The organism is Rhodoferax sp. OV413, assembly GCF_900104385.1.
In the GTDB taxonomy this organism is placed as follows: Bacteria; Pseudomonadota; Gammaproteobacteria; order Burkholderiales; family Burkholderiaceae_C; genus Rhodoferax_B.
Window position 1 is genome coordinate 542,301 of sequence record NZ_FNJA01000002.1, and the last position, 20,438, is coordinate 562,738.

The following is a 20,438-nucleotide window of genomic DNA, read 5'->3' on the forward strand; positions in this document are numbered from 1 at the left end:
CGCATATACCACCTGCGCAAGCAGCTATTAATTTAGGAGCAATCATGTCTACCGAAACCCTCAGCGTCGCGGGCCACAGTGTCTCGCCGCACCACTACATCAACGGCCAGCGCGTGGCCTCTGAGCTGTTGTTCGATCTGCACAGCCCCATCGACCAGAGCCTGCTGGGCCGCATCAGCGAAGGCACGGCGGCGCATGTGGACGCCGCCATCGCCGCCGCCACCGCAGCCTTCCCGGCCTGGAGCGCGCTGAGCGCTGCCGAGCGCAAGCCCTACCTGGACCGCTTTGCCGCCGAGATCGGCCAGCGTGCCGAGGCCTTCTGCCAGCTCGAATCCACCGACGCCGGCGTGCTGCTGTCGCGCATGGCGCACGGTGTGGTGCCGCGCGCCATGCTCAACATCCGCTGGTTTGCCGAGCACGCGCTGACCTTGCAAGACCAGCCCATCGACACCGAGCAGGCGCAGCACATCGTGCGCCACGACCCGGCCGGCGTGGTCGTCATCATCACGCCGTGGAACGCACCGCTGATGCTGGCCACCTGGAAGCTCGGCCCGGCGCTGGCGGCCGGCAACACGGTGATCGTCAAGCCGCCGGAATGGGCGCCGCTGACCAGCAGCCTGCTGGCCGACTGCGCCCACGCCGCCGGCTTGCCGCCGGGCGTGTTCAACATCGTGCAGGGCAGCGGCGCCAGCACCGGGGCCAAGCTGGTGTCCGACCCGCGCCTGGCCCGCGTGTCGTTTACCGGCTCGGTGCCGACTGCCAAGTGGATCGCCCAGGCGGCAGGTGCGAACCTCGTGCCCTGCAGCCTGGAGCTGGGCGGCAAGTCGCCCTTCATCGTGCTGGAGGATGCAGACATCGACAACGCCGCCGCCACTGGCGCGCTGATGTACCGCAACGCCGGCCAGGTGTGTTTGGCGGGCACGCGTTTCCTGGTGCACAGCCAGATCCGCGACGCCTTTGTGGCCGCTATGCGCAGCTATGTGGACAAGCTGAACGTAGGCGACCCGCGCGATGCGGCCACCGAGGTCGGCCCCATCATCCACCCGCGCCAGGTGGAGCGTGTGCAGGGCTTTGTGCAGCGCGCGCTGGCCGACGGCGCCGAGCTGCTGTGGGGCGGCGCGCCGCATCCCTTCGGCGCCCAGTACTACCAGCCGACCATGCTGGCGAATGTGCGGCAAGACAGCGAGATCGTGCAGAACGAAGTCTTCGGCCCTGTGCTGACCCTGCAAACCTTCGACAGCGATGCGGAGCTGATCGCCCTGGCCAACGGCACCGACTACGGCCTGGGCGGCGTCTGCTACGGCGCGGTCGAACACGCCACGCAGATTGCCCAGCAGGTGCGTACCGGCTTCATCTGGGTCAACAGCTTCGGCATCCGCGACCTGGCCGCGCCGTTTGGCGGCATCAAGCGCAGCGGCATCGGGCGCGAGGGCGGCAACTGGAGTTTTGAGTTCTTCTGCGACATCAAGGATGTCGTCGTTCCCAAGAAGCCCTTCCGCGCGAGCTTCAGCCAGCGCTGAGCATTTTTATACAAAAACACCCGTTGACGCAGGTATTACCTGCGCCGGTAGCTATCAAATATGGAGTAAACATGGGACACATCGTGGGCGCAGCCCTGGTTTCACACCACCCCGGCCTGATGCAGTGCGAAGAGTTTCGCGTGCTGCAGGGGGCAGGTTCGGACTCGGACCTCATCCCCGGCTATGCCCGGCTGCGCGCGAAGATCGCGGCGGCCCAGCCGGATGTGGTGCTGGTCTTTGACAGCCACTGGTTCACCACCGGCTACCACCTGGTGGACGGCGCGGCCCGCTACCAGGGCAATTACATCTCGGACGAGATGCCCTGGTATCTGCATGGCGTGCCCTACGACTACCGCGGCCACCCTGGGCTGGCGCTGGCCATCGAGGCCGTGTCGCGCGAACAGGGCGGCTACAACCGTGCCATCAACCACCCCGATCTGGGCAAGCAGTACGCCACCATCAACCTGGTCAAACATTTGCGGCTGGAGCTGAGCGATACCCCGGTGGTCACGGTCAGCTCCTGCCAGAACTGCGACTGGAAGCACTTCCTGAAGTCCGGCGAGGCGATTGGCGAGGCCGTGAGCCGCAGCGACCTGAAGGTGCTGCTGCTGGCCTCTGGCGCGCTGAGCCACAAGTTCAACCCCATCGACTGGAAGCCGAACCACCCGCGCATCTTCCACGAGAGCAATGTCTCGCGGCCCGAGAACATCGCCAGCGACAAGGCCGCCATCGCGCTGATGCAGCAGGGCCGGCACGACGCAGTGCTGGAACGCTGGGACGACGACTACCGCAAGAAGCCCTGGGAGGCCTTCGGCGCGCATTACCTGCAGATGCTGGGCGCCATGGGCGGAGCCGCCTGCCGCGCCAAGGGTGAGCCGCTGTCGGCGTATGAGAACGCACGCGGCACCGGCAATATCCACATCTGGTTTGACCAGGAGACAACATGAACTTCGAATTCCCCTTGCAAGAACTCCCCGCCGTCATGCGCGGCCCGCGCGTCGAGCGGCGCCGCGTGCTGGTAGGCGGAAGCGCCACCTGGGGCACCATCATCGAAGACGGCTCCGAACAAGGCCTGCTGCGCCTGGACGACAACCGCGTGGTCGACCCTGCCACCGTGCAGCATTTGCCGCCGGTGGCACCGAGCAAGATCATCGCCGTGCACATCTCGTACAGCTCGCGCAGCTTCGAGACGCGCAAGCAGCCCAAACCGACCGAGACGCCGACTTACTTCACCAAGCCGCCGACATCGATCAATGGCCATAACTGCGAAATCTTGAAGCCGGCCGACAGCCTGTACCTGAACTACGAAGGCGAGTACGCCGTGGTGATAGGCAAGACCTGTCGCAACGTGCTGCCCGACGAGGCCTGGGACTACATCGAAGGCTTTTGTCCGGCGCTGGACATGGGCCTGCAGAACTACCGCGACACCGACCAGGGCAGCATGCTGCGCGTCAAGGGCGCCGACACCTTGCTGCCCATCGGCCCCGGCATCGTCAAAGGCGTGGACCTGTTTGCCCAGACCTTGCGCACCTACCGCAACGGCCAGGTGGTGCAGGAGGCGCATATCGGCGACGAGACGATTTGGGGCCCGCACTACGTGATCGCCGATATCGCCCGGCATATCACTTTGCTGCCCGGCGATGTGATCTTGATGGGCACGCCCTGCCATTCGCGCTCGGTCGATCCAGGCGACCTGGTGGAGTGCGAAATCACCGGCCTGGGCCGGCTGGCCGGCACGGTGGTGGCCATTCCCGCGCCGCGTGCCTCGGCCCTGGGCGTGGGCCACCAGCCCACCGACAGTCCTGAGGTGCGGCGCGTCGCCTTCGGCTTTGACGAGCGCGTGCCGGAGCGCTTCAAGGCCAACTACCGCGCCGCCGGCAAGCTCTGAGGCGGCTAGACTGGATAGCTAATTTGCTCCTGAAAATATAGCTGGTAGCGCAGGTAGTATCTGCGCGGAAAGGCCTTTTGATGAAGATTTGTATCTATGGCGCGGGCGCCATTGGCGGCTGGATCGGTGCACGGCTGGCGGTCATCGGCGAGCCGGTGAGCGTGGTGGCGCGCGGGGCCACGTTGGCGGCACTGCAATCGCAAGGTCTGCAATTGCAGCAAGAAGGCCAGCTGCTGCGGGTGCCGGTGCAGGCGTCTGACAACCCGGCCGCGCTCGGCGTGCAAGACCTGGTGGTGCTGGCGGTCAAAGCCCCTGCTCTGGCCGAGGTGGCGCGCGGCATTGCGCCGCTGCTGGGGCCGCAGACCCTGGTGCTGACGGCGATGAACGGCGTGCCCTGGTGGTTCTTCCAGGGCTTTGGCGGCGCCTACCAGGGTACGCCGCTGCGCGCGGTGGACCCCACGGGCGCGATTGCCGCGGCCCTACCGGCAGAACAGCTCATAGGTTGCGTGGTGCATGCGGGCACCTCGGTGTCCGCGCTGGGCCTGGTGCAGCACCATTTCGGCAACAAGCTGATCCTGGGCGAACCGGCGGGCGGGCGCAGTGCGCGGGTGCAGCAGCTGGCCGAGCTGCTGTCGCGCGCTGGCTTTGATGCGCCGGTGTCCGACTGCATTCAGAAAGACGTCTGGTTCAAGCTTTGGGGCAATATGACGGTCAACCCGGTGAGCGCGATCACCGGCGCCACCACCGACCTGATCATGGCCGACCCGCTGGTCTGCGGCTTCACCAGTCGGGTGATGCTGGAGGCCAAGGAAATCGGCGCGCGCATCGGCATCCCGATAGACCAGCAGCCCGAAGACCGGCATGCCATCACCCGCAAGCTCGGGGCTTTCAAGACCTCGATGCTGCAGGACGTGGAGGCCCGCAAGTCGGTGGAGTTGGATGCGCTGGTCAGCGCGGTACAGGAGCTGGGCCGTCTGACCGGCGTGGACACGCCGTTTCTGGATGCCTTGCTAGGCCTGGCGCGTTTGCACGCACGGGTGCAGGGCCTGTATCCGGCGGCTTAGCCCATGTCGGGCGCGGTGTACACCAGATCCAGTGGGTAACGCCGACCGGCCAGGTAGTCTTCGACACAGCGCAGCAGCAGCGGGCTGCGGTGCCGCGCGGTGCTGGCGCGGATCTCGTCAGGCGCCATCCATAGCGTGCGCACAATGCCGCGGTCCAGCTTGCGCTGCGGCTGGAACGCGCCCAGCGTGCCGCAAAAGGCAAAGCGCAAATAGGTGGTGGTTTCTTGCGTGCTGGCGTTGTGCAGCCGGGCCTGGTACACGCCGACCAGCGCGCTGGGACTGAACAGGTAAGCGGTTTCTTCCAGCGCTTCGCGCGCGCAGGCCTCGGCCAGGGATTCGCCGGACTCCAGATGGCCGGCCGGGTTGTTCAGCTTCAGGCCCTCGGGCGTGTGTTCTTCGACCAGCAGAAAGCGGCCTTCGTGCTCGACCACGGCGGCCACCGTGACGCTGGGTTTCCATCGGGGTTTCATGCGCCCATTATGCGGAGAGCCTGTCACGCATGTTTGGCCGCCGGTCGGGCGGGCTGCCAAAGTCAGTTAAGCTTGCTCGGATAAGAAGCAGGCCATTTTTCGAGAAAACTGCACACCGTTGCGATTTTCTTTACCGAACACGGCTGTCTGCGGCAAGCAAATAGGGGGTCCAGCTCCCCATTTGCCAGCTGCGGCCAGCCGTTCCGAAATTCAAGACCCGAGGAGACGTGAATGCAGATAGGCGTGCCGCAAGAGACGGCGACCGGAGAAACCCGAGTTGCCCTGACCCCCGAAACCGCCAAGAAGCTCACAGCGCTTGGCCATACGGTACGCGTGCAGTCCGGTGCCGGCGTTGCCGCCAGCGTGACCGATGCCGCCTATGCAGCCGCCGGGGCCGAGATCGTGGATGCCGCCGGCGCCTTTGGCTGCGATCTGGTACTCAAGGTGCGCAGCCCCTCGGACGCCGAAGCCGCACTGATGCGCCCCGGCACCACCCTGGTCGGCATGCTCAACCCATTTGACGCACCCGGCCTGGAGCGCCTGGCCGCCGCCGGCCTGACCAGCTTCGCGCTGGAAGCCGCACCCCGCAGCAGCCGCGCCCAAAGCATGGACGTACTGTCCAGCCAGGCCAACATCGCCGGCTACAAGGCCGTCATGATGGCCGCCGACAAATACCAGCGCTTCTTCCCCATGCTGATGACCGCCGCCGGCACCGTCAAAGCCGCCCGCGTGGTGATCCTGGGCGTCGGTGTCGCCGGCCTGCAGGCCATCGCCACCGCCAAGCGCCTGGGTGCGGTGATCGAAGCCAGCGACGTGCGCCCCAGCGTCAAGGAACAGGTCGAATCCCTGGGCGGCAAGTTCATCGAAGTCTCCTACGACACACCGGAAGAGCAAGAAGCCGCCGTCGGCGTCGGCGGCTACGCCAAGCCCATGCCCCCCAGCTGGCTGGCGCGCCAGCAGATCGAAGTCGCCAAGCGCGTCGCCCTGGCCGACGTGGTGATCTCCACCGCCCTGATCCCCGGCCGCGCCGCGCCCACGCTGATCACCGAAGAGATGGTCAAAAGCATGAAGCCCGGTTCGGTCATCGTCGACATCGCCGCCGGCAAAGGCCCGATGGGCCCGCATGGCTCGGCCGGCGGCAACTGCCCGCTGTCCGAAGCCGACAAGACCGTGGTGAAACACGGCGTGACCCTGATCGGCGAAACCAACCTGCCAGCCCTGGTAGCCGCCGATGCGTCTGCCCTGTACGCCCGCAACCTGCTGGACTTCCTCAAGCTGGTGCTGACCAAGGAAGGCACGCTGAACGTCGACATGGCCGACGACATCGTCGCCGCTTGCCTAGTCACCCAGGCTGGCGCGGTGACCCGCAAATAACAAAGACAAGCAACAAAGACAAGAAGAAGGAGCAAGCCATGGACATTCTTTCCCCGACGATCACCAACCTGATCATCTTCGTGCTGGCCATCTACGTGGGCTACCACGTGGTCTGGACCGTCACTCCCGCGCTGCACACACCGCTGATGGCGGTAACCAATGCCATCTCGGCCATCGTCATCATCGGCGCCATGCTGGCCGCGGCGCTGACCGAAACCACGCTGGGCAAAACCATGGGTGTGCTGGCTGTGGCGCTGGCCGCCGTCAACGTGTTTGGCGGCTTCATGGTGACCCGGCGCATGCTGGAGATGTTCAAGAAGAAAGAGAAGAAGGCACCTGCGGCAGGGCAAGGAGCTGCCAAATGAGCGCCGCGCAGAACCGCTTCAAGCAAGCGAACGCCCCCTTGGGGGGCAGTGAGTACACGCCAGTGACGAACGTGGGGGGCCTGTCATCATGAGCATGAACCTCGTCACGCTGCTGTATTTGTTTGCCAGCGTCTGCTTCATCCAGGCGCTCAAGGGCTTGTCGCACCCCACCACCTCGATCCGCGGTAACTTCTTCGGCATGCTGGGCATGGGCGTGGCGGTGATCACCACCATCGCGCTGATCTTCAAGCTGGCCGGCCAGATGGGACAGAATGGCATGCAGGGCATGGCCTGGGTGCTGGGCGCATTGCTGGTCGGCGGCTCGGTGGGCACGCTGATGGCCAAGCGGGTCGAGATGACCAAGATGCCCGAGCTGGTGGCCTTCATGCACAGCATGATCGGCCTGGCGGCAGTGTTCATCGCCGTGGCGGCAGTGGCCGAACCCTGGGCGTTTGCGATTGCGGCCAAGGGCATGGAGATTCCCGGTGGCAACCGGATTGAGCTGGCACTGGGGGCCTTCATCGGCGCAGTGACCTTCAGTGGCTCGGTGATTGCGTTTGGCAAGCTCAGCGGCAAGTACAAGTTCCGCCTGTTCCAGGGCACGCCGGTGAGTTTTCCTGGCCAGCACAAGCTGAACCTGGTGCTGGGCCTGGCGGCGGTGTTCTTCATCTTCGGTTTTTGGCATTCACAAAGCTGGCTGGACATGTGCCTGGTGATCGCCCTGGGCTTTGCCCTGGGCGTGCTGCTGATCATTCCGATCGGCGGCGCCGACATGCCGGTGGTGGTGTCGATGCTGAACAGCTACTCCGGCTGGGCCGCGGCCGGCATCGGCTTCAGCCTGAACAACAGCATGCTGATCATTGCCGGTAGCTTGGTGGGCTCGTCGGGTGCGATCCTGAGCTACATCATGTGCAAGGCCATGAACCGTTCGTTCTTCAACGTGATTGGTGGCGGCTTTGGCGGTGATGCCACCGCGGCAGCGGCGGGTTCCGCCGTGCAGCGCGCGGTCAAGAGCGGCAGCGCCGACGATGCGGCCTTTGTGCTCGGTAATGCCGAGACCGTGGTCATCGTGCCCGGCTACGGCCTGGCCGTGGCCCGCGCCCAGCATGCGGTCAAGGAGCTGGCGCAAAAGCTCACCGACAAGGGCATCATCGTCAAGTACGCGATCCACCCGGTGGCCGGGCGCATGCCGGGCCACATGAACGTGCTGCTGGCCGAGGCCGAGGTGCCCTACGACCAGGTGCATGAGATGGAAGACATCAACGGCGAGTTCGGCCAGGTCGACGTGGCCATCATCCTGGGTGCGAATGACGTGGTGAACCCCGCCGCGCACACCAAGGGCAGCCCGATCTACGGCATGCCCATCCTGGAGGCCTACAAGGCCAAGACCATCATCGTCAACAAGCGTTCCATGGCCGCCGGCTATGCGGGGCTGGACAATGAGCTGTTCTACATGGACAAGACCATGATGGTGTTTGGCGACGCCAAGAAGGTCGTCGAAGATATGGGCAAGGCCATTGAATAGCTAACGCTCACCCCCAGGCTGCACACTGCGTGTTTTCGCCAACCCCCTTGCAGGGGGCGATGCCAGTGGCCCGGCAAAGCCGGTTCCACGGCATCTCTGGGAGCAGATGGTTATGCCGTTTTAGATTTTTGGAGATTTTCTTATGACCGAGCGCATCTGGCTCAACAGCTACCCCCCGGGCGTGCCCGCCGATATCGACCCGACGCGTTACCAGTCGCTGCAGGCCTTGCTGGAAGAGAGCTTTCAGAAGTACGCCGACCGACCCGCCTACAGCTTCATGGGCCGGGACCTCAGCTATGGCGAAACCGATGGGCTGAGCCGCAAGTTCGCCGCCTATCTGCAAAGCCTGGGCCTGGCCAAGGGCGACCGCGTGGCGGTGATGATGCCCAATGTGCCGCAGTACCCGATTGCGGTGGCGGCGCTGATGCGGGCCGGCCTGGTGCTGGTCAATGTGAACCCGCTGTACACCCCGCGCGAGCTCGAGCACCAGCTGAAGGACTCGGGCGCCAAAGCCATCGTGATCCTGGAGAACTTTGCCGCCACGCTGCAGCAGTGCCTGGGCAACACGCCAGTCAAACACATCGTGCTGTGCGCCATGGGCGACCAGCTGGGGTTGCTCAAGGGTGCACTGGTCAACTACGTGGTGCGCAAGGTCAAGAAGCTGGTGCCGCCCTATGCCTTGCCCAGCGCGGTGCGCTTCAATACCGCACTGGCCCAGGGCAGCCGGACCACGTTCACCCCGGTGCCCGTGCAGCCCGACGATGTGGCAGTGCTGCAGTACACCGGTGGCACCACCGGCGTATCCAAGGGCGCGGTGCTGCTGCACCGCAATGTGATCGCCAACGTGCTGCAGTCCGAGGCCTGGAACCAGCCGGTGATGGATGCCGTGCCCGCCGACGAGCAACCGACCAGCGTCTGCGCGCTGCCGCTGTACCACATCTTCGCTTTTACCGTGGGCATGATGCTGTCCATGCGCACCGGCGGCAAGCTGGTACTGATCCCCAATCCGCGCGACATGAAGGCGGTGTTGAAAGAACTCTCACAACACCGCATCCACAGCCTGCCGGCGGTGAACACCCTGTTCAACGGTCTGGCAAACCACCCGGATTTCAACACCGTCGACTGGAGCCATCTGAAGGTGTCGATTGGCGGCGGCATGGCGGTGCAGGCGGCGGTGGCCAAGCTCTGGCTGGAGAAGACCGGCTGCCCCATCACCGAGGGCTACGGCCTGAGCGAAACCTCGCCCACCGCCAGCTGCAATCCGCCGACCGACAAGTCCTATACCGCCTCCATCGGCGTGCCGCTGCCCAGCACCTATTTCAAGCTGCTGGACGATGCGGGCGCCGAGGTGCCCATGGGCCAGCCGGGCGAGATCGCCATCCGCGGGCCGCAGGTGATGGCCGGCTACTGGCAGCGCCCGGACGAAACCGCCCAGTCCATGACGGCCGACGGTTACTTCAAGACCGGCGACATCGGCACCATGGATGCGCGCGGCTATTTCAAGATCGTCGACCGCAAGAAAGACATGGTGCTGGTCAGCGGCTTCAACGTCTACCCGAACGAGGTGGAGGACGTGGTGGCGGCCATGGACGGCGTGCTGGAATGCGCGTGTGTGGGTGTGCCCGACGAGAAGACCGGTGAGGCCGTGAAGCTGGTCATCGTCAAGAAGAACCCGGCCCTGACCGAAGCCCAGGTGCGCGAGTACTGCAAGGCCAAGCTCACCGGCTACAAGCAGCCGCGGGTCATCGAGTTCCGCACTGAATTACCCAAGACGCCGGTCGGCAAGATTCTGCGCCGCGAGCTACGCACCAAGGCATGACCCTGGCGATCTTGAGTGCCCTGGCCGAGGAGCAGCAGGGCATCTTCGAGCAACTGCAGCAGCCACGCCGTGTGCAGCATGCGGGGCGCGCATTCGGCCTGGGCATCTGGCATGGTCAGCCCGTGGTGCTGGCCTTGTCGCGCATCGGCAAGGTGGCTGCGGCGACTACGGCGACCGCGCTGATAGAGAAATTCGGCGTAGACCGCATCGTCTTTACCGGCGTAGCCGGCGGTGTGGGCGAGGGCGTGCAGGTCGGCGACGTAGTGGTGGCCAGCGGTTTCGTACAGCACGACATGGATGCCGCACCGCTGTTCCCGACCTTCGAAGTGCCGCTGTATGGCCGGGCGCGTTTCGACTGCGATCCCGCGTTGACTACTATGCTTTTGGAAGCTACTCGCGCAGGTGTATCCAGTGCTAGCGGCCTGTTTTCTTTAAATCATCGGCTGCCGCAAGTGCACCATGGCCTGGTCGCCAGTGGCGACCGCTTCGTGTCTGCAGCCACCGAAGTGCAGCGCTTGCAAGCCGCCTTGCGCGCTGGCGGTTTTGAAGCGCTGGCGGTGGAGATGGAAGGCGCCGCGGTGGCCCAGGTCTGCCACGATTACGGCATCCCCTTCGCCGTGGTGCGCACCATCTCCGACCGGGCCGACGACACCGCGCACGTGGATTTCCCCTCGTTCGTCAGCACCGTCGCCAGCCGCTATGCGCAGGCCATTCTTGCGGAGTTTGTGCAGCGCTTGTAGCCAAACGCTGGCCACGGACACGCCTGACTTTTCCAGAGATACCGCGGGACCGGCTTTGCCGGACCGCTGGTATCGCCCCCAGCAAGGGGGAGCCGCAGCGAAGCCGCGGCATGGGGGTGTGCCTAAGTCAGCCAGCCGCGTTTATAGAAGTACCACATGGGCACCAGCGCACTGGCCGTCATCATGGCGACCACGTAGGGGTAGGACCAGCTGCCCAGGAACTCCAGCTCGGGGAACTTCATGTTCATGCCGTAGATGCTGGCCACCAGGGTCGGCGGCAGCAGCGCCACGCTGGCCACCGAGAAGATCTTGATGATCTTGTTCTGGTTGATGTTGATGAAACCGACGGTAGCGTCCATCAAGAAGTTGATCTTGTCGAACAAAAACGCGGTGTGCGAGTCCAGCGAGTCGATGTCGCGGTGGATCTGCCGGGCTTCTTCGAACTGCTCGGCGTTCAGCATCTTGCTGCGCATCATGAAGCTCAGGGCGCGGCGCGTGTCCATCATGTTGCGGCGGATACGGCCGTTCAAATCCTCGTGGCGGGCGATCGAGGCCAGCACTTCACCGGCCAGGCCGTCGGTCATATTGCCGGCCAGTACCCGGCGACTGACCTTTTCCAGGTCCACGTAGATGTCTTCCAGCGTGTCGGCCGAATATTCGGCGTCGGCGTCGAACAGCTTGAGCAGCACTTCCTTGGCGTCTTCGATCAGGCCCGGGGCCCGGCGCGCGCGCATGCGCAGCAGGCGGAACACCGGCACGTCTTCGTCGTGGATGGAAAACAGCACGCCCTTGCTTTTCAGCTCGGCGTTGTGCTGGTTCAGGATGAAAGCCACGCGCACGGTGCGCGGGTCGGACTCGTCGGCCACCAAGAAGTCGCTGCGGATATGCAGCTCGCCGTTGTCTTCTTGGTAGAAGCGGGCGGATTCCTCGATGTCCTCGTCCATCGCGTCTTCCGGAATGGACAGGCCGTAGTATTGTTTGATCCAGCGCTTTTCTTCCAGCGTGGGCGATTCCAGGTCCACCCAGATCGGTTGGAACTTGGACAGCTCTTCCAGCGACTCGATCTCTTCCTGGAAGAGCCGGCCGTTGGCGAGCGAAAAAATATTGAGCATGGGGCACTCCCTGAGAATGAGGGCAACGAACGGGGCTGGGGTGGATGGGCTGGCTTTCAACCCCCGTGCTGCGCAGGGAGGTGAAAGCTACCGACTGGGGGCGCTTTCCATGGTGTGTCTCTGGAGTGGAGGAGGTCGGGATTATGGCATTGCAACATGTTGAAAAGATCTGCTACCAGCGAGGTTTACCTCCGCTTAAAGCGTAACAAATGCAGGGTTTAGGGTTGCATTCCCATCCCAACGGGCGCATAGTGAATTGACTTTCAACGGTGAAAGTACAGCATTAGGAGGCTATACATGAACTTGACGATCAGCGGACACCACCTGGATGTAACTCCCGCTCTGCGTACCTATGTGACAACCAAGCTGGACCGAATAACCCGGCATTTCGACCAGCTGGTAGACGTCAAAGTGTTACTGACGATTGAAAAGCAAAAGGAAAAGCAAGGCCGCCAACGCGCCGAATGCAACATCCATGTCAAAGGCAGCGATATGTTCGCCGAAAGCTCCCACGCTGATTTATACGCGGCAGTCGATGATCTGGTCGACAAGCTGGACCGCCAGGTAGTGCGCCACAAAGACCGTGTGCAAGACCATCACCACGCGGCACCCAAGCGCCTGATGTAAACCCCGGGCGTTCTCCGCCCCGAGCAAAAGCCGCCGATTTTTGAGGCGGCTTTTTTGTTGGGACTGCCCCTCGCATTGCTGCACGTGCATAATTCGCCACTCACCATGAACCGACTCGCCTCCATCCTGCCCTCCGCTCAAGTGCTCGTGAGCGTCGATGCGTCCAGCAAAAAGCGTGCTTTTGAAGAAGCCGGCTTGCTGTTTGAGAATCTGCACGGCCTGAGCCGGGCCCTGATCACCGACAGCCTGTTCGCCCGCGAACGCCTGGGTTCGACCGGGCTGGGTCATGGTGTGGCGATTCCGCACGGCCGCATCAAAGGCCTCAAGGCGCCTATGGCGGCGGTGGTGCAGTTGGCCCAACCCATCGGCTTCGATGCGCCGGACGAGCAGCCTGTGGGCTTGCTGATCTTTTTGCTGGTGCCCGAGGCTGCGACCCAGAAGCACCTGGAAATATTGTCCGAAATCGCCGAGTTGCTGAGCGACGCGCCCTTGCGCGAAAAAATCAAAACCGCTGCAGACGCCGAGGCCTTGCACGGCCTGATCGGCACCTGGCAGTCAGCGCAACCCGCCTGATCCCGCAACTTCGGGCCCGGTACTGCCTTTGAAACCCACCGTAGTCAGCGCAGACGTCCTGTTCGAGGCCTTCCGCGCGCTGTTGCGCTGGGAATGGATTGCCGGCCTGGGCGCTTCCGAGCGGCGCTTTGACGAAGTCGCGGTGCGCGCAGCCCGCTCTGGCGCCGATCTGGTCGGCTACCTGAATTACATCCACCCCTACCGCGTGCAAATCATGGGCGAGCGCGAGGTCGCCTACCTGACCAGCGCGTCGGCCGAAGACTGCGCGCGCCGGATTGCCCGCATTGTTACGTTGGAGCCGCCGGTGCTGATCATGGCCGACGGCCAGGTGGCGCCCGATGCCCTGCTGTCGATGTGCGAGCGCGCGCAGATACCGATGTTTTCGACCGAGGACTCGTCGGCCTTCGTGATCGACGTGCTGCGCGCTTATCTGTCCAAGCATTTCGCCGACCGCACCTCGATGCACGGCGTGTTCATGGACATTCTGGGCCTGGGCGTGATGATTACCGGCGAATCCGGCCTGGGCAAAAGCGAGCTCGGCCTAGAGCTGATCTCCCGCGGCAACGGCCTGGTGGCCGACGACGCTGTCGACCTGTACCGCATCAACCAGACCACCATCGAAGGCCGCTGCCCCGAGCTGCTGCAAAACCTGCTGGAAGTGCGTGGTATTGGCCTGCTGGACATCCGCGGCATCTTCGGCGAGACCGCGGTGCGCCGCAAGATGCGCCTGAAGCTCATCGTGCACCTGGTGCGCAAGGAAACCATGGAGCGCGAGTACGAGCGCCTGCCCTACGAGCCGTTGACCCAGGACGTGCTGGGCGTGCCGGTGCGCAAGGTGATCATCCAGGTGGTGGCCGGCCGGAATATCGCCGTGCTGGTGGAGGCTGCTGTGCGCAATACCATCTTGCAGCTGCGTGGCATCGACACCTATCAGGAATTCGTCGAGCGCCACCGTAAGGCGATGGAAGACGCGGAATAAGTCGGTTGCTATTATTTAAGTAGCATCATGCGCAGATGCAATAAGCGCTGGCGGCCTAAAAAGCTCTAAAACTGCCGCTTAGATACCCCTTCCAGAAGCAGCGCGGAACTGGCTTCACCAGGCCGCTGCTGTTGCCCCCTGCAAGGGGGTTGGCGGAAAGCGCTCGCGCTGCAGCCTGGGGGTGAGCCTTATTTAGCGCTGCATTCGGCGCACAGGCCGTACAGCGACATCGCGTGGTCATGCACTGTCCAGCCCTTGGCCTTGGCCACGATCTGCTGGCGCTGTTCGATTTCGGCGTCGTAGAACTCTTCCACCTTGCCGCAGCCGGTGCAGACAAAGTGGTCGTGGTGCCGGCCTTCGTTCAGCTCGTACACCGACTTGCCAGATTCAAAATGGCTGCGCGACAGAATGCCGGCTTGCTCGAACTGGGTGAGCACGCGGTACACCGTGGCCAGGCCGATGTCGGAATGCTCGAGCAGCAGCACGCGGAACACGTCTTCTGCCGTCATGTGGCGCAAATCGCCCGTCTGGAAGATTTCCAGGATCTTCAGGCGGGGCAGGGTGGCCTTCAAGCCGGTGTTCTTCAGTTCTTCGATATTGGCCATGGACGGAGGTCTTTCTTTACAGGCAGTGCCGTGGAGGCTACCGCTACAATCATTCGATCATATCGCTAGAGCCCCTTATCCATGTTTGCACCTTTCTTGCGCGGTACCGGTACCGCTCTGACCCTTGCGGTTTGCGCGACCTTGGTAGCGTGCAGCGGCCTGGATAACCGCACCCGCAGCTTCGTCAGCTCCTTGTCGCCCTACCAGATCGAGGTGGTGCAAGGCAACTTCGTGTCCAAAGAGCAGGTCGACGCCCTCAAGCCCGGCATGGCCCGCGAGCAGGTGAAAGACATCCTGGGCACCTCGCTGCTGCAAGACGTGTTCCACGGCGACCGCTGGGACTATGTGTTCACCCTGCGCCGCCAGGGCACCGAGCCGCAGGCGCGCCAGCTGACCGTGTTCTTCAAGGGTGACGTGCTGGACCGCGTCGAAGGCGACACCATGCCCAGCGAGAGCGAATTCGTCAGTTTGCTGGCCAAGACGCGCTCTACCAAGGCCGTACCGGTGCTCGAAGCTGACGAAAGCCGCTTGAAATCCTTCCCGGCGCCCGCTCCCGTGGCGGCAGCCTCGGCTCCGCAGGCCCCAGTAGCCACCGCCTACCCACCGCTAGAAGCTCCCGCCCCGTAAGACCGGCGGTTTTTTGCCATGACTGACTCTCTCTCGGGCGCATCCGCCCAAACTCCTGCCCACGCAATTGCCGTCGCCGGCTCCTCTGGCCGCATGGGCCACATGCTGATCGAAGCGATCCGCGACGCCGATGACTGCGTGCTGGCCGGCGCCCTGGACCGGCTGGAAAGCCCGTCCATCGGTACCGATGCCTCGGCGTTTTTGGGCCAGAGCGCCGGTGTGGCCATCACGGCCGACCTGCAGGCGGGCCTGAAGAATGCCCGGGTATTGATCGACTTCACCCGCCCCGAAGGCACGCTCGCGCATCTGCAGGTCTGCCGCAGCCTGGGTGTGAACGCGGTGGTGGGCACCACCGGCTTCAGCGACGCGCAAAAAGCCGAGATCGCCGAGATCGCCAAGGACATCGCCATCGTGATGGCGCCGAACATGAGCGTGGGCGTCAACGTCACCCTCAAGCTGCTGGAAATGGCTGCCAAGGCCATGTCTACCGGCTATGACATCGAAATCGTCGAAGCCCACCACCGCCACAAGGTGGACGCGCCCTCCGGCACCGCGCTGAAGATGGGCGAAGTCATCGCCGACGCGCTGGGCCGTGATTTGAAAGACTGCGCCGTCTACGAGCGCTACGGCGTGACCGGCGAGCGTGATCCGTCCAGCATCGGTTTTGCCACCATCCGCGGTGGCGACATCGTGGGCGACCACACGGTATTGTTCGCCGGCACCGGCGAACGCATCGAGATCAGCCATAAATCGTCTAGCCGCGCCACCTACGCCCAGGGCAGCCTGCGCGCGGTGCGCTTCCTGGCCGACAAGCAGACCGGCTTATTCGACATGTTCGACGTGCTGGGCCTGAAGTAAGCCCATGAACGCGCTGCCGCTGCTGAGCCAGGGCGACTTCGTGAGTCGCGTGGTGGCGCTGCTGCTGCTGCTGATGTCGGTGGCCAGCTGGGTGGTCATTCTGTGGAAAGGCTGGCTGCTGCGCCGCGCCCGCGTCGATGTGGCGCGCAGCACCGCGGCTTTCTGGCAGGCGCCCAGCGTCGCCGAAGCCCAGCGGCGTTTGGCATCTTTTGACCCTCTGGCGCTGGTCCTGCCTTTGCTTGTAGCTACAAAAATAGAAGCAAACGGTACCCTGGCTGCGGCCGGTGACCGCTCGCAGCAGCTCACCCGCGTACTGCGCAACGCCTTGCACGCCGTGCTGCACAAGCTGCAGTTCGGCCAGGTGCTGCTGGCCACGGTGGGCTCCACCGCACCGTTTGTCGGCCTGCTGGGCACGGTCTGGGGCATTTACCACGCGTTGGGCGCGATTGCGCTGTCGGGCCAGATCAGCATCGACAAGGTGGCCGGCCCGGTGGGTGAGTCGCTGGTGATGACTGCCGCCGGCTTGGCCGTCGCCATTCCTGCGGTGCTGGCCTACAACGTCTATGGCCGCCTGCTGGGCAGCATAGAGGCCGATCTCGAAGGCTTTGCCCGCGATTTGCGCGAGTTGCTGGTGGACCACCCGGCCTAACACCATGGCTTTCGGCCGCCTCGAACGCACCAAAGGGCCCGAGCCCATGAGTGACATCAATATGACGCCGCTGGTCGACGTGATGCTGGTGCTGGTGGTGATCTTCATCCTGACCGCGCCCCTGCTGGCGACTTCGATTCAACTGGACTTGCCCAAGACCGATGCCGCCAAGCCGCAGACCGCGCCGCAGTTCGTCAGCCTGGTGGTCGACAAGGCGGGCAATGCCTTTCTGGACAACCAGCCGGTGGGCTCCGCCGAGCTGGCCGCCCAGCTTGCCACCATTGCCGAGCACGACCCCGATACCGAGGTGCAGCTGCGTGCCGACACCACGGTGCCCTATGGCCGGGTGGTCGAAGTCATAGGCGTGGCGCAGAAGGCCGGCCTCAGCCGTATCGGCTTTGTGGCCGAGCCCGCGGCCAGACCCTAAAATCAGCCCCTTGCGGTCCATTTCGCCGCCCCGTCTTTTTGCCTCCCCCGTCCGCCATGCTCGAAAAATACAACCATCTCGAAGTCGAATCCGCAGCCCAAGCCCATTGGACGGCGCGTGACGCCTACCGCGTCACCGAAGACCGGTCGAAGAAGAAGTTCTACGCCTGCTCCATGCTGCCCTACCCCAGTGGCAAGTTGCATATGGGCCATGTGCGCAACTACACCATCAACGACATGCTGGCGCGCCAGCTGCGCATGCAGGGCTACAACGTGCTGATGCCCATGGGCTGGGACGCGTTCGGCCTGCCTGCGGAAAACGCCGCGATAAAGAACGGCGTGCCGCCCGCGCAGTGGACCTTCGACAACATCGCCTACATGAAGACCCAGATGCAGGCCATGGGCCTGGCCATCGACTGGAGCCGCGAAGTCGCCACCTGTACGCCCGAATACTACAAGTGGAACCAGTGGCTGTTCCTGAGGATGCTGGACAAGGGCATTGCCTACCGCAAGACCCAGGTGGTCAACTGGGACCCGGTCGACATGACCGTGCTGGCCAACGAGCAGGTGATCGACGGCAAGGGCTGGCGTACCGGCGCGGTGGTCGAAAAGCGTGAAATCCCCGGCTACTACCTGAAGATCACCGACTACGCCGAGGAACTGCTGGGCCAGGTCCAGGACGACCTGCCCGGCTGGCCCGAGCGCGTCAAGCTGATGCAGGAAAACTGGATCGGCAAAAGCGAAGGCGTGCGCTTCGCCTTCCCGCACAGCATCAAGGATGGCAGCGGCCAGCTGATCGACGGCGGCAAGATGTATGTGTTCACCACCCGTGCCGACACCATCATGGGCGTGACCTTCTGCGCGGTGGCGCCCGAGCACCCCTTGGCCACGCATGCTGCCAAGACCAATCCCAAGCTGGCGGCCTTCATCGAGTCCTGCAAGCAGGGTGGCACCACCGAGGCCGAGCTGGCGGTGCGCGAAAAAGAAGGCATGCCTACCGGCCTGCAGGTCACGCATCCGCTGAACGGCCATCCTATCGACGTATGGGTCGGCAACTACGTGTTGATGGGCTATGGCGACGGTGCGGTGATGGGCGTGCCCGGCCACGACGAGCGTGATTTCGCCTTCGCCCTGAAATACGATTTGCCTATCGTTCAGGTGGTGCATATTGACCATCTGCATTACGACTACCACCACTGGAACGACTGGTACGGCGACAAACAGCGCGGCGTCACCATCAACTCCGACAGCTTCAGCGGCCTGAGCTTCCAGGACGCGGTCAACGCCGTGGCCCATGCGCTGCAGGTCAAGGGCCTGGGCGACAAGAAGACCACCTGGCGGCTGCGCGACTGGGGTGTGAGCCGCCAGCGCTACTGGGGCACGCCCATTCCCATCATCCACTGTGACGAACACGGCGCGGTGCCGGTGCCCGAAAAGGATTTGCCCGTGGTGCTGCCGCAGGACTGCATCCCCGACGGTTCCGGCAACCCGCTGAACAAGCATGAAGGCTTCCACGCCGGCGTGGTCTGCCCGATCTGCGGCGCCAAGGCCCGGCGCGAGACCGACACCATGGACACCTTCGTGGATTCCAGCTGGTATTTCATGCGCTACTGCGACCCGCATAACACCGACAAGATGGTGGCCGAGGGCGCCGACTACTGGATGCCCATGGACCAGTACATCGGCGGCATCGAACATGCCATCCTCCACCTGCTGTACGCCCGCTTCTGGACCAAGGTGATGCGCGACCTGGACATGGTCAAGTGCGATGAGCCATTCAGCAAGCTGCTGACCCAGGGCATGGTGCTGAACGGCGCCTTCTCGCACAAGCCGGCGGCTGGCGGCATCCAGTACCACTGGGAGAGCGAGGTCGACGTGGTGCGCAACGAGCGCGACCAGATCACCGGCGGCAAGCTGAAGGCCGACGGCACGCCGCTGCACTACGAGCTCACCACCATGAGCAAGAGCAAGAGCAACGGCGTCGACCCGCAGGACCTGATCGAGCGCTACGGCGCCGACACCGCCCGCCTGTACACCATGTTCACAGCGCCGCCCGAGGCGACGCTGGAATGGAACGACGCCTCGGTTGAAGGCAGCTACCGCTTCCTGCGCCGGGTGTGGAACTTCGGCGTCAAGCTCGCTGCTATGGATTCTGCAGCTGCCCGTGCAAGCGTGGCCAGCGCCAGCAGCTTGAAAGATGTTGAATTCGGCAAGGAAGCCAAGGCCTTGCGCCACGAAGTCCATACCGTGCTCAAGCAGGTGGACTACGACTACCAGCGCATGCAATACAACACCGTGGTGTCGGGTGGCATGAAGCTGCTGAACGCGCTGGAAGACTTCAAGGCGCTGGACACGCCCGGCGCCCAGGTGGCGCTGATCGAAGGCTTCGGCATCCTGCTGCGTTGCCTGTACCCGGCCACCCCGCATGTGACCCACGCGCTGTGGACCGAGCTCGGCTACGTGGACCGCTTCGGCGATCTGCTCGACGCGGCCTGGCCGGTGGTCGACCCGCTGGCCCTGGTGCAGGACGAGATCGAACTGATGCTGCAGGTCAACGGCAAGCTGCGCGGTTCCATCCATGTGCCGGCCGCTGCCAGCAAGGCCGAAATCGAAGCCGCGGCCCTGGCCTGCGAAGCCTTTACCAAGGCCGCTGCGGGCGCTGCCCCTAAAAAGATCATCGTGGTGCCTGGGCGCCTGGTGAACCTGGTGCTGTGATGCGCCGCCGTAATTTTCTGTTCGCCGCCCCCGCATTGGGGCTGACCGCCTGCGGCTTCGCGCTGCGCCAGGCGCCGACCTTCGCCTTCAGCACCATCTTCGTCCGCGTGGCCGAAGCCTCGGCGCTGGGCAATGAGCTCAAGCGCAACCTCACCGGCAGTGGTTTGGTTGTCATCACCGATGCGAAACTGATGGACACCGCCCAGGTGGTGCTGGATATCGTTACCGACCAGCGCGAGAAGAGCGCCGCCTCGTTGACCTCGGCCGGCCAAGTGCGCGAATTCCAGTTGCGCGTGCGCGTCAAGTTCCGCCTGCGCACGCCGCAAGGCAAAGAGTTGATTCCCGACGTGGAACTGCTGCAGCAGCGCGACATCAGCTATTCCGAAACCCAGGCCCTGGGCAAGGAAGCGGAAGTGGAACTGCTGTACCGCAGCATGCAGACCGACATCGTGCAGCAGATGCTGCGCCGGCTGGCGGCATTGAAAGAGATCTAGCCCAGGCT

General features: G+C 63.9%; 21 protein-coding genes. 18 read left to right on the forward strand and 3 right to left on the reverse strand.

Going from position 1 to position 20,438, the window contains the following annotated elements:
• Positions 1–44 precede the first annotated feature (44 nt).
• The 4 genes from BLT66_RS10020 (at position 45) to BLT66_RS10035 (ending at position 4,472) form a co-directional block, all read left to right on the forward strand.
• Positions 45–1,520 carry an aldehyde dehydrogenase family protein gene (locus BLT66_RS10020; RefSeq protein WP_092757535.1) on the forward strand — a complete coding sequence of 492 codons (1,476 nt, stop codon included), beginning with the start codon at positions 45–47 and terminating at the stop codon, positions 1,518–1,520.
• A 71-nt stretch (positions 1,521–1,591) separates the two neighbouring features.
• The gene (locus BLT66_RS10025; protein WP_092757536.1) at positions 1,592–2,467 is read left to right on the forward strand and encodes a DODA-type extradiol aromatic ring-opening family dioxygenase; all 876 of its coding nucleotides are present in this window, start codon (positions 1,592–1,594) and stop codon (positions 2,465–2,467) included.
• Positions 2,464–3,408: a fumarylacetoacetate hydrolase family protein gene (locus tag BLT66_RS10030; protein WP_092757537.1), complete on the forward strand. Its 945-nt coding sequence runs from the start codon at positions 2,464–2,466 to the stop codon at positions 3,406–3,408. The genes BLT66_RS10025 and BLT66_RS10030 overlap by 4 nt, the downstream gene beginning before the upstream one ends.
• Before the next feature lie 80 nt (positions 3,409–3,488).
• On the forward strand, positions 3,489–4,472 hold the full coding sequence (locus BLT66_RS10035) for a 2-dehydropantoate 2-reductase (protein WP_092757538.1): 984 nt from the start codon (positions 3,489–3,491) through the stop codon (positions 4,470–4,472).
• Here BLT66_RS10035 and BLT66_RS10040 read toward each other — a convergent pair.
• Complete coding sequence (locus BLT66_RS10040; protein ID WP_092757539.1) at positions 4,469–4,942, reverse strand: NUDIX hydrolase; 474 nt, start codon at positions 4,940–4,942, stop codon at positions 4,469–4,471. The two genes, BLT66_RS10035 and BLT66_RS10040, sit on opposite strands and share 4 nt — an antisense overlap.
• Positions 4,943–5,173: 231 nt before the next feature.
• Between BLT66_RS10040 and BLT66_RS10045 the strand changes: the two genes are divergently transcribed.
• The 5 genes from BLT66_RS10045 to BLT66_RS10065 all read left to right on the forward strand — a co-directional run bounded on the left by BLT66_RS10045 (position 5,174) and on the right by BLT66_RS10065 (position 10,765).
• On the forward strand, positions 5,174–6,316 hold the full coding sequence (locus BLT66_RS10045; RefSeq protein WP_092757540.1) for a Re/Si-specific NAD(P)(+) transhydrogenase subunit alpha: 1,143 nt from the start codon (positions 5,174–5,176) through the stop codon (positions 6,314–6,316).
• 38 nt (positions 6,317–6,354) lie between these two features.
• Positions 6,355–6,681: an NAD(P) transhydrogenase subunit alpha part 2 gene (locus tag BLT66_RS10050; RefSeq protein ID WP_092757541.1), complete on the forward strand. Its 327-nt coding sequence runs from the start codon at positions 6,355–6,357 to the stop codon at positions 6,679–6,681.
• Positions 6,682–6,769: 88 nt separating this feature from the next.
• A complete protein-coding gene (locus tag BLT66_RS10055) occupies positions 6,770–8,206 on the forward strand; it encodes an NAD(P)(+) transhydrogenase (Re/Si-specific) subunit beta (protein WP_092757542.1) in 1,437 nt (478 codons plus the stop codon).
• A 142-nt stretch (positions 8,207–8,348) separates the two neighbouring features.
• On the forward strand, positions 8,349–10,025 hold the full coding sequence (locus tag BLT66_RS10060; protein WP_092757543.1) for a long-chain-fatty-acid--CoA ligase: 1,677 nt from the start codon (positions 8,349–8,351) through the stop codon (positions 10,023–10,025).
• A complete protein-coding gene (locus BLT66_RS10065; RefSeq protein WP_092757544.1) occupies positions 10,022–10,765 on the forward strand; it encodes a 5'-methylthioadenosine/adenosylhomocysteine nucleosidase in 744 nt (247 codons plus the stop codon). The genes BLT66_RS10060 and BLT66_RS10065 overlap by 4 nt, the downstream gene beginning before the upstream one ends.
• A gap of 122 nt (positions 10,766–10,887) precedes the next feature.
• On the opposite strand, the gene BLT66_RS10070 is transcribed toward BLT66_RS10065, so the two are convergent.
• The gene (locus BLT66_RS10070; RefSeq protein WP_092757545.1) at positions 10,888–11,877 is read right to left on the reverse strand and encodes a magnesium and cobalt transport protein CorA; all 990 of its coding nucleotides are present in this window, start codon (positions 11,875–11,877) and stop codon (positions 10,888–10,890) included.
• A 297-nt stretch (positions 11,878–12,174) separates the two neighbouring features.
• Between BLT66_RS10070 and hpf the strand changes: the two genes are divergently transcribed.
• The 3 genes from hpf to hprK all read left to right on the forward strand — a co-directional run bounded on the left by hpf (position 12,175) and on the right by hprK (position 14,056).
• Positions 12,175–12,504: a ribosome hibernation-promoting factor, HPF/YfiA family gene (gene hpf, locus BLT66_RS10075; protein ID WP_092757546.1), complete on the forward strand. Its 330-nt coding sequence runs from the start codon at positions 12,175–12,177 to the stop codon at positions 12,502–12,504.
• A 105-nt stretch (positions 12,505–12,609) separates the two neighbouring features.
• Positions 12,610–13,077 (forward strand): PTS sugar transporter subunit IIA, encoded by a 468-nt coding sequence (locus tag BLT66_RS10080; protein ID WP_092757867.1) that lies wholly within the window; start codon positions 12,610–12,612, stop codon positions 13,075–13,077.
• Between the two features lie 28 nt (positions 13,078–13,105).
• Positions 13,106–14,056, forward strand: a complete 951-nt coding sequence (gene hprK / locus BLT66_RS10085) for an HPr(Ser) kinase/phosphatase (protein ID WP_092757547.1) — start codon at positions 13,106–13,108, stop codon at positions 14,054–14,056.
• Positions 14,057–14,244: 188 nt separating this feature from the next.
• On the opposite strand, the gene fur is transcribed toward hprK, so the two are convergent.
• Positions 14,245–14,661, reverse strand: a complete 417-nt coding sequence (gene fur, locus BLT66_RS10090; protein WP_092757548.1) for a ferric iron uptake transcriptional regulator — start codon at positions 14,659–14,661, stop codon at positions 14,245–14,247.
• A gap of 81 nt (positions 14,662–14,742) precedes the next feature.
• On the opposite strand from fur, the gene BLT66_RS10095 reads away from it, so the two are divergent.
• From BLT66_RS10095 to lptE, 6 genes are read left to right on the forward strand one after another with little or no spacing between them, the layout of a single operon-like run.
• On the forward strand, positions 14,743–15,288 hold the full coding sequence (locus tag BLT66_RS10095; protein ID WP_092757549.1) for an outer membrane protein assembly factor BamE: 546 nt from the start codon (positions 14,743–14,745) through the stop codon (positions 15,286–15,288).
• An 18-nt stretch (positions 15,289–15,306) separates the two neighbouring features.
• A complete protein-coding gene (gene dapB / locus BLT66_RS10100; RefSeq protein WP_092757550.1) occupies positions 15,307–16,146 on the forward strand; it encodes a 4-hydroxy-tetrahydrodipicolinate reductase in 840 nt (279 codons plus the stop codon).
• A gap of 4 nt (positions 16,147–16,150) precedes the next feature.
• Entirely contained in the window at positions 16,151–16,795 is a 645-nt protein-coding gene (locus BLT66_RS10105) for a MotA/TolQ/ExbB proton channel family protein (RefSeq protein WP_092757551.1), read from the forward strand.
• A gap of 4 nt (positions 16,796–16,799) precedes the next feature.
• Positions 16,800–17,222, forward strand: a complete 423-nt coding sequence (locus BLT66_RS10110) for an ExbD/TolR family protein (protein ID WP_092757552.1) — start codon at positions 16,800–16,802, stop codon at positions 17,220–17,222.
• A 56-nt stretch (positions 17,223–17,278) separates the two neighbouring features.
• The gene (gene leuS / locus BLT66_RS10115; RefSeq protein ID WP_092757553.1) at positions 17,279–19,936 is read left to right on the forward strand and encodes a leucine--tRNA ligase; all 2,658 of its coding nucleotides are present in this window, start codon (positions 17,279–17,281) and stop codon (positions 19,934–19,936) included.
• On the forward strand, positions 19,936–20,430 hold the full coding sequence (lptE, locus tag BLT66_RS10120; RefSeq protein WP_092757554.1) for an LPS-assembly lipoprotein LptE: 495 nt from the start codon (positions 19,936–19,938) through the stop codon (positions 20,428–20,430). The genes leuS and lptE overlap by 1 nt, the downstream gene beginning before the upstream one ends.
• Positions 20,431–20,438: the final 8 nt, after the last annotated feature.

Coding starts and splice junctions, on each gene's coding strand:
- BLT66_RS10020 (WP_092757535.1), top strand. CDS start 45: ATGTCTACCGAAACCCTCAGCGTCGCGGGCCACAGTGTCTCGCCGCAC.
- BLT66_RS10025 (WP_092757536.1), top strand. CDS start 1,592: ATGGGACACATCGTGGGCGCAGCCCTGGTTTCACACCACCCCGGCCTG.
- BLT66_RS10030 (WP_092757537.1), top strand. CDS start 2,464: ATGAACTTCGAATTCCCCTTGCAAGAACTCCCCGCCGTCATGCGCGGC.
- BLT66_RS10035 (WP_092757538.1), top strand. CDS start 3,489: ATGAAGATTTGTATCTATGGCGCGGGCGCCATTGGCGGCTGGATCGGT.
- BLT66_RS10040 (WP_092757539.1), bottom strand. CDS start 4,942: ATGAAACCCCGATGGAAACCCAGCGTCACGGTGGCCGCCGTGGTCGAG.
- BLT66_RS10045 (WP_092757540.1), top strand. CDS start 5,174: ATGCAGATAGGCGTGCCGCAAGAGACGGCGACCGGAGAAACCCGAGTT.
- BLT66_RS10050 (WP_092757541.1), top strand. CDS start 6,355: ATGGACATTCTTTCCCCGACGATCACCAACCTGATCATCTTCGTGCTG.
- BLT66_RS10055 (WP_092757542.1), top strand. CDS start 6,770: ATGAGCATGAACCTCGTCACGCTGCTGTATTTGTTTGCCAGCGTCTGC.
- BLT66_RS10060 (WP_092757543.1), top strand. CDS start 8,349: ATGACCGAGCGCATCTGGCTCAACAGCTACCCCCCGGGCGTGCCCGCC.
- BLT66_RS10065 (WP_092757544.1), top strand. CDS start 10,022: ATGACCCTGGCGATCTTGAGTGCCCTGGCCGAGGAGCAGCAGGGCATC.
- BLT66_RS10070 (WP_092757545.1), bottom strand. CDS start 11,877: ATGCTCAATATTTTTTCGCTCGCCAACGGCCGGCTCTTCCAGGAAGAG.
- hpf (WP_092757546.1), top strand. CDS start 12,175: ATGAACTTGACGATCAGCGGACACCACCTGGATGTAACTCCCGCTCTG.
- BLT66_RS10080 (WP_092757867.1), top strand. CDS start 12,610: ATGAACCGACTCGCCTCCATCCTGCCCTCCGCTCAAGTGCTCGTGAGC.
- fur (WP_092757548.1), bottom strand. CDS start 14,661: ATGGCCAATATCGAAGAACTGAAGAACACCGGCTTGAAGGCCACCCTG.
- BLT66_RS10095 (WP_092757549.1), top strand. CDS start 14,743: ATGTTTGCACCTTTCTTGCGCGGTACCGGTACCGCTCTGACCCTTGCG.
- dapB (WP_092757550.1), top strand. CDS start 15,307: ATGACTGACTCTCTCTCGGGCGCATCCGCCCAAACTCCTGCCCACGCA.
- BLT66_RS10105 (WP_092757551.1), top strand. CDS start 16,151: ATGAACGCGCTGCCGCTGCTGAGCCAGGGCGACTTCGTGAGTCGCGTG.
- BLT66_RS10110 (WP_092757552.1), top strand. CDS start 16,800: ATGGCTTTCGGCCGCCTCGAACGCACCAAAGGGCCCGAGCCCATGAGT.
- leuS (WP_092757553.1), top strand. CDS start 17,279: ATGCTCGAAAAATACAACCATCTCGAAGTCGAATCCGCAGCCCAAGCC.
- lptE (WP_092757554.1), top strand. CDS start 19,936: ATGCGCCGCCGTAATTTTCTGTTCGCCGCCCCCGCATTGGGGCTGACC.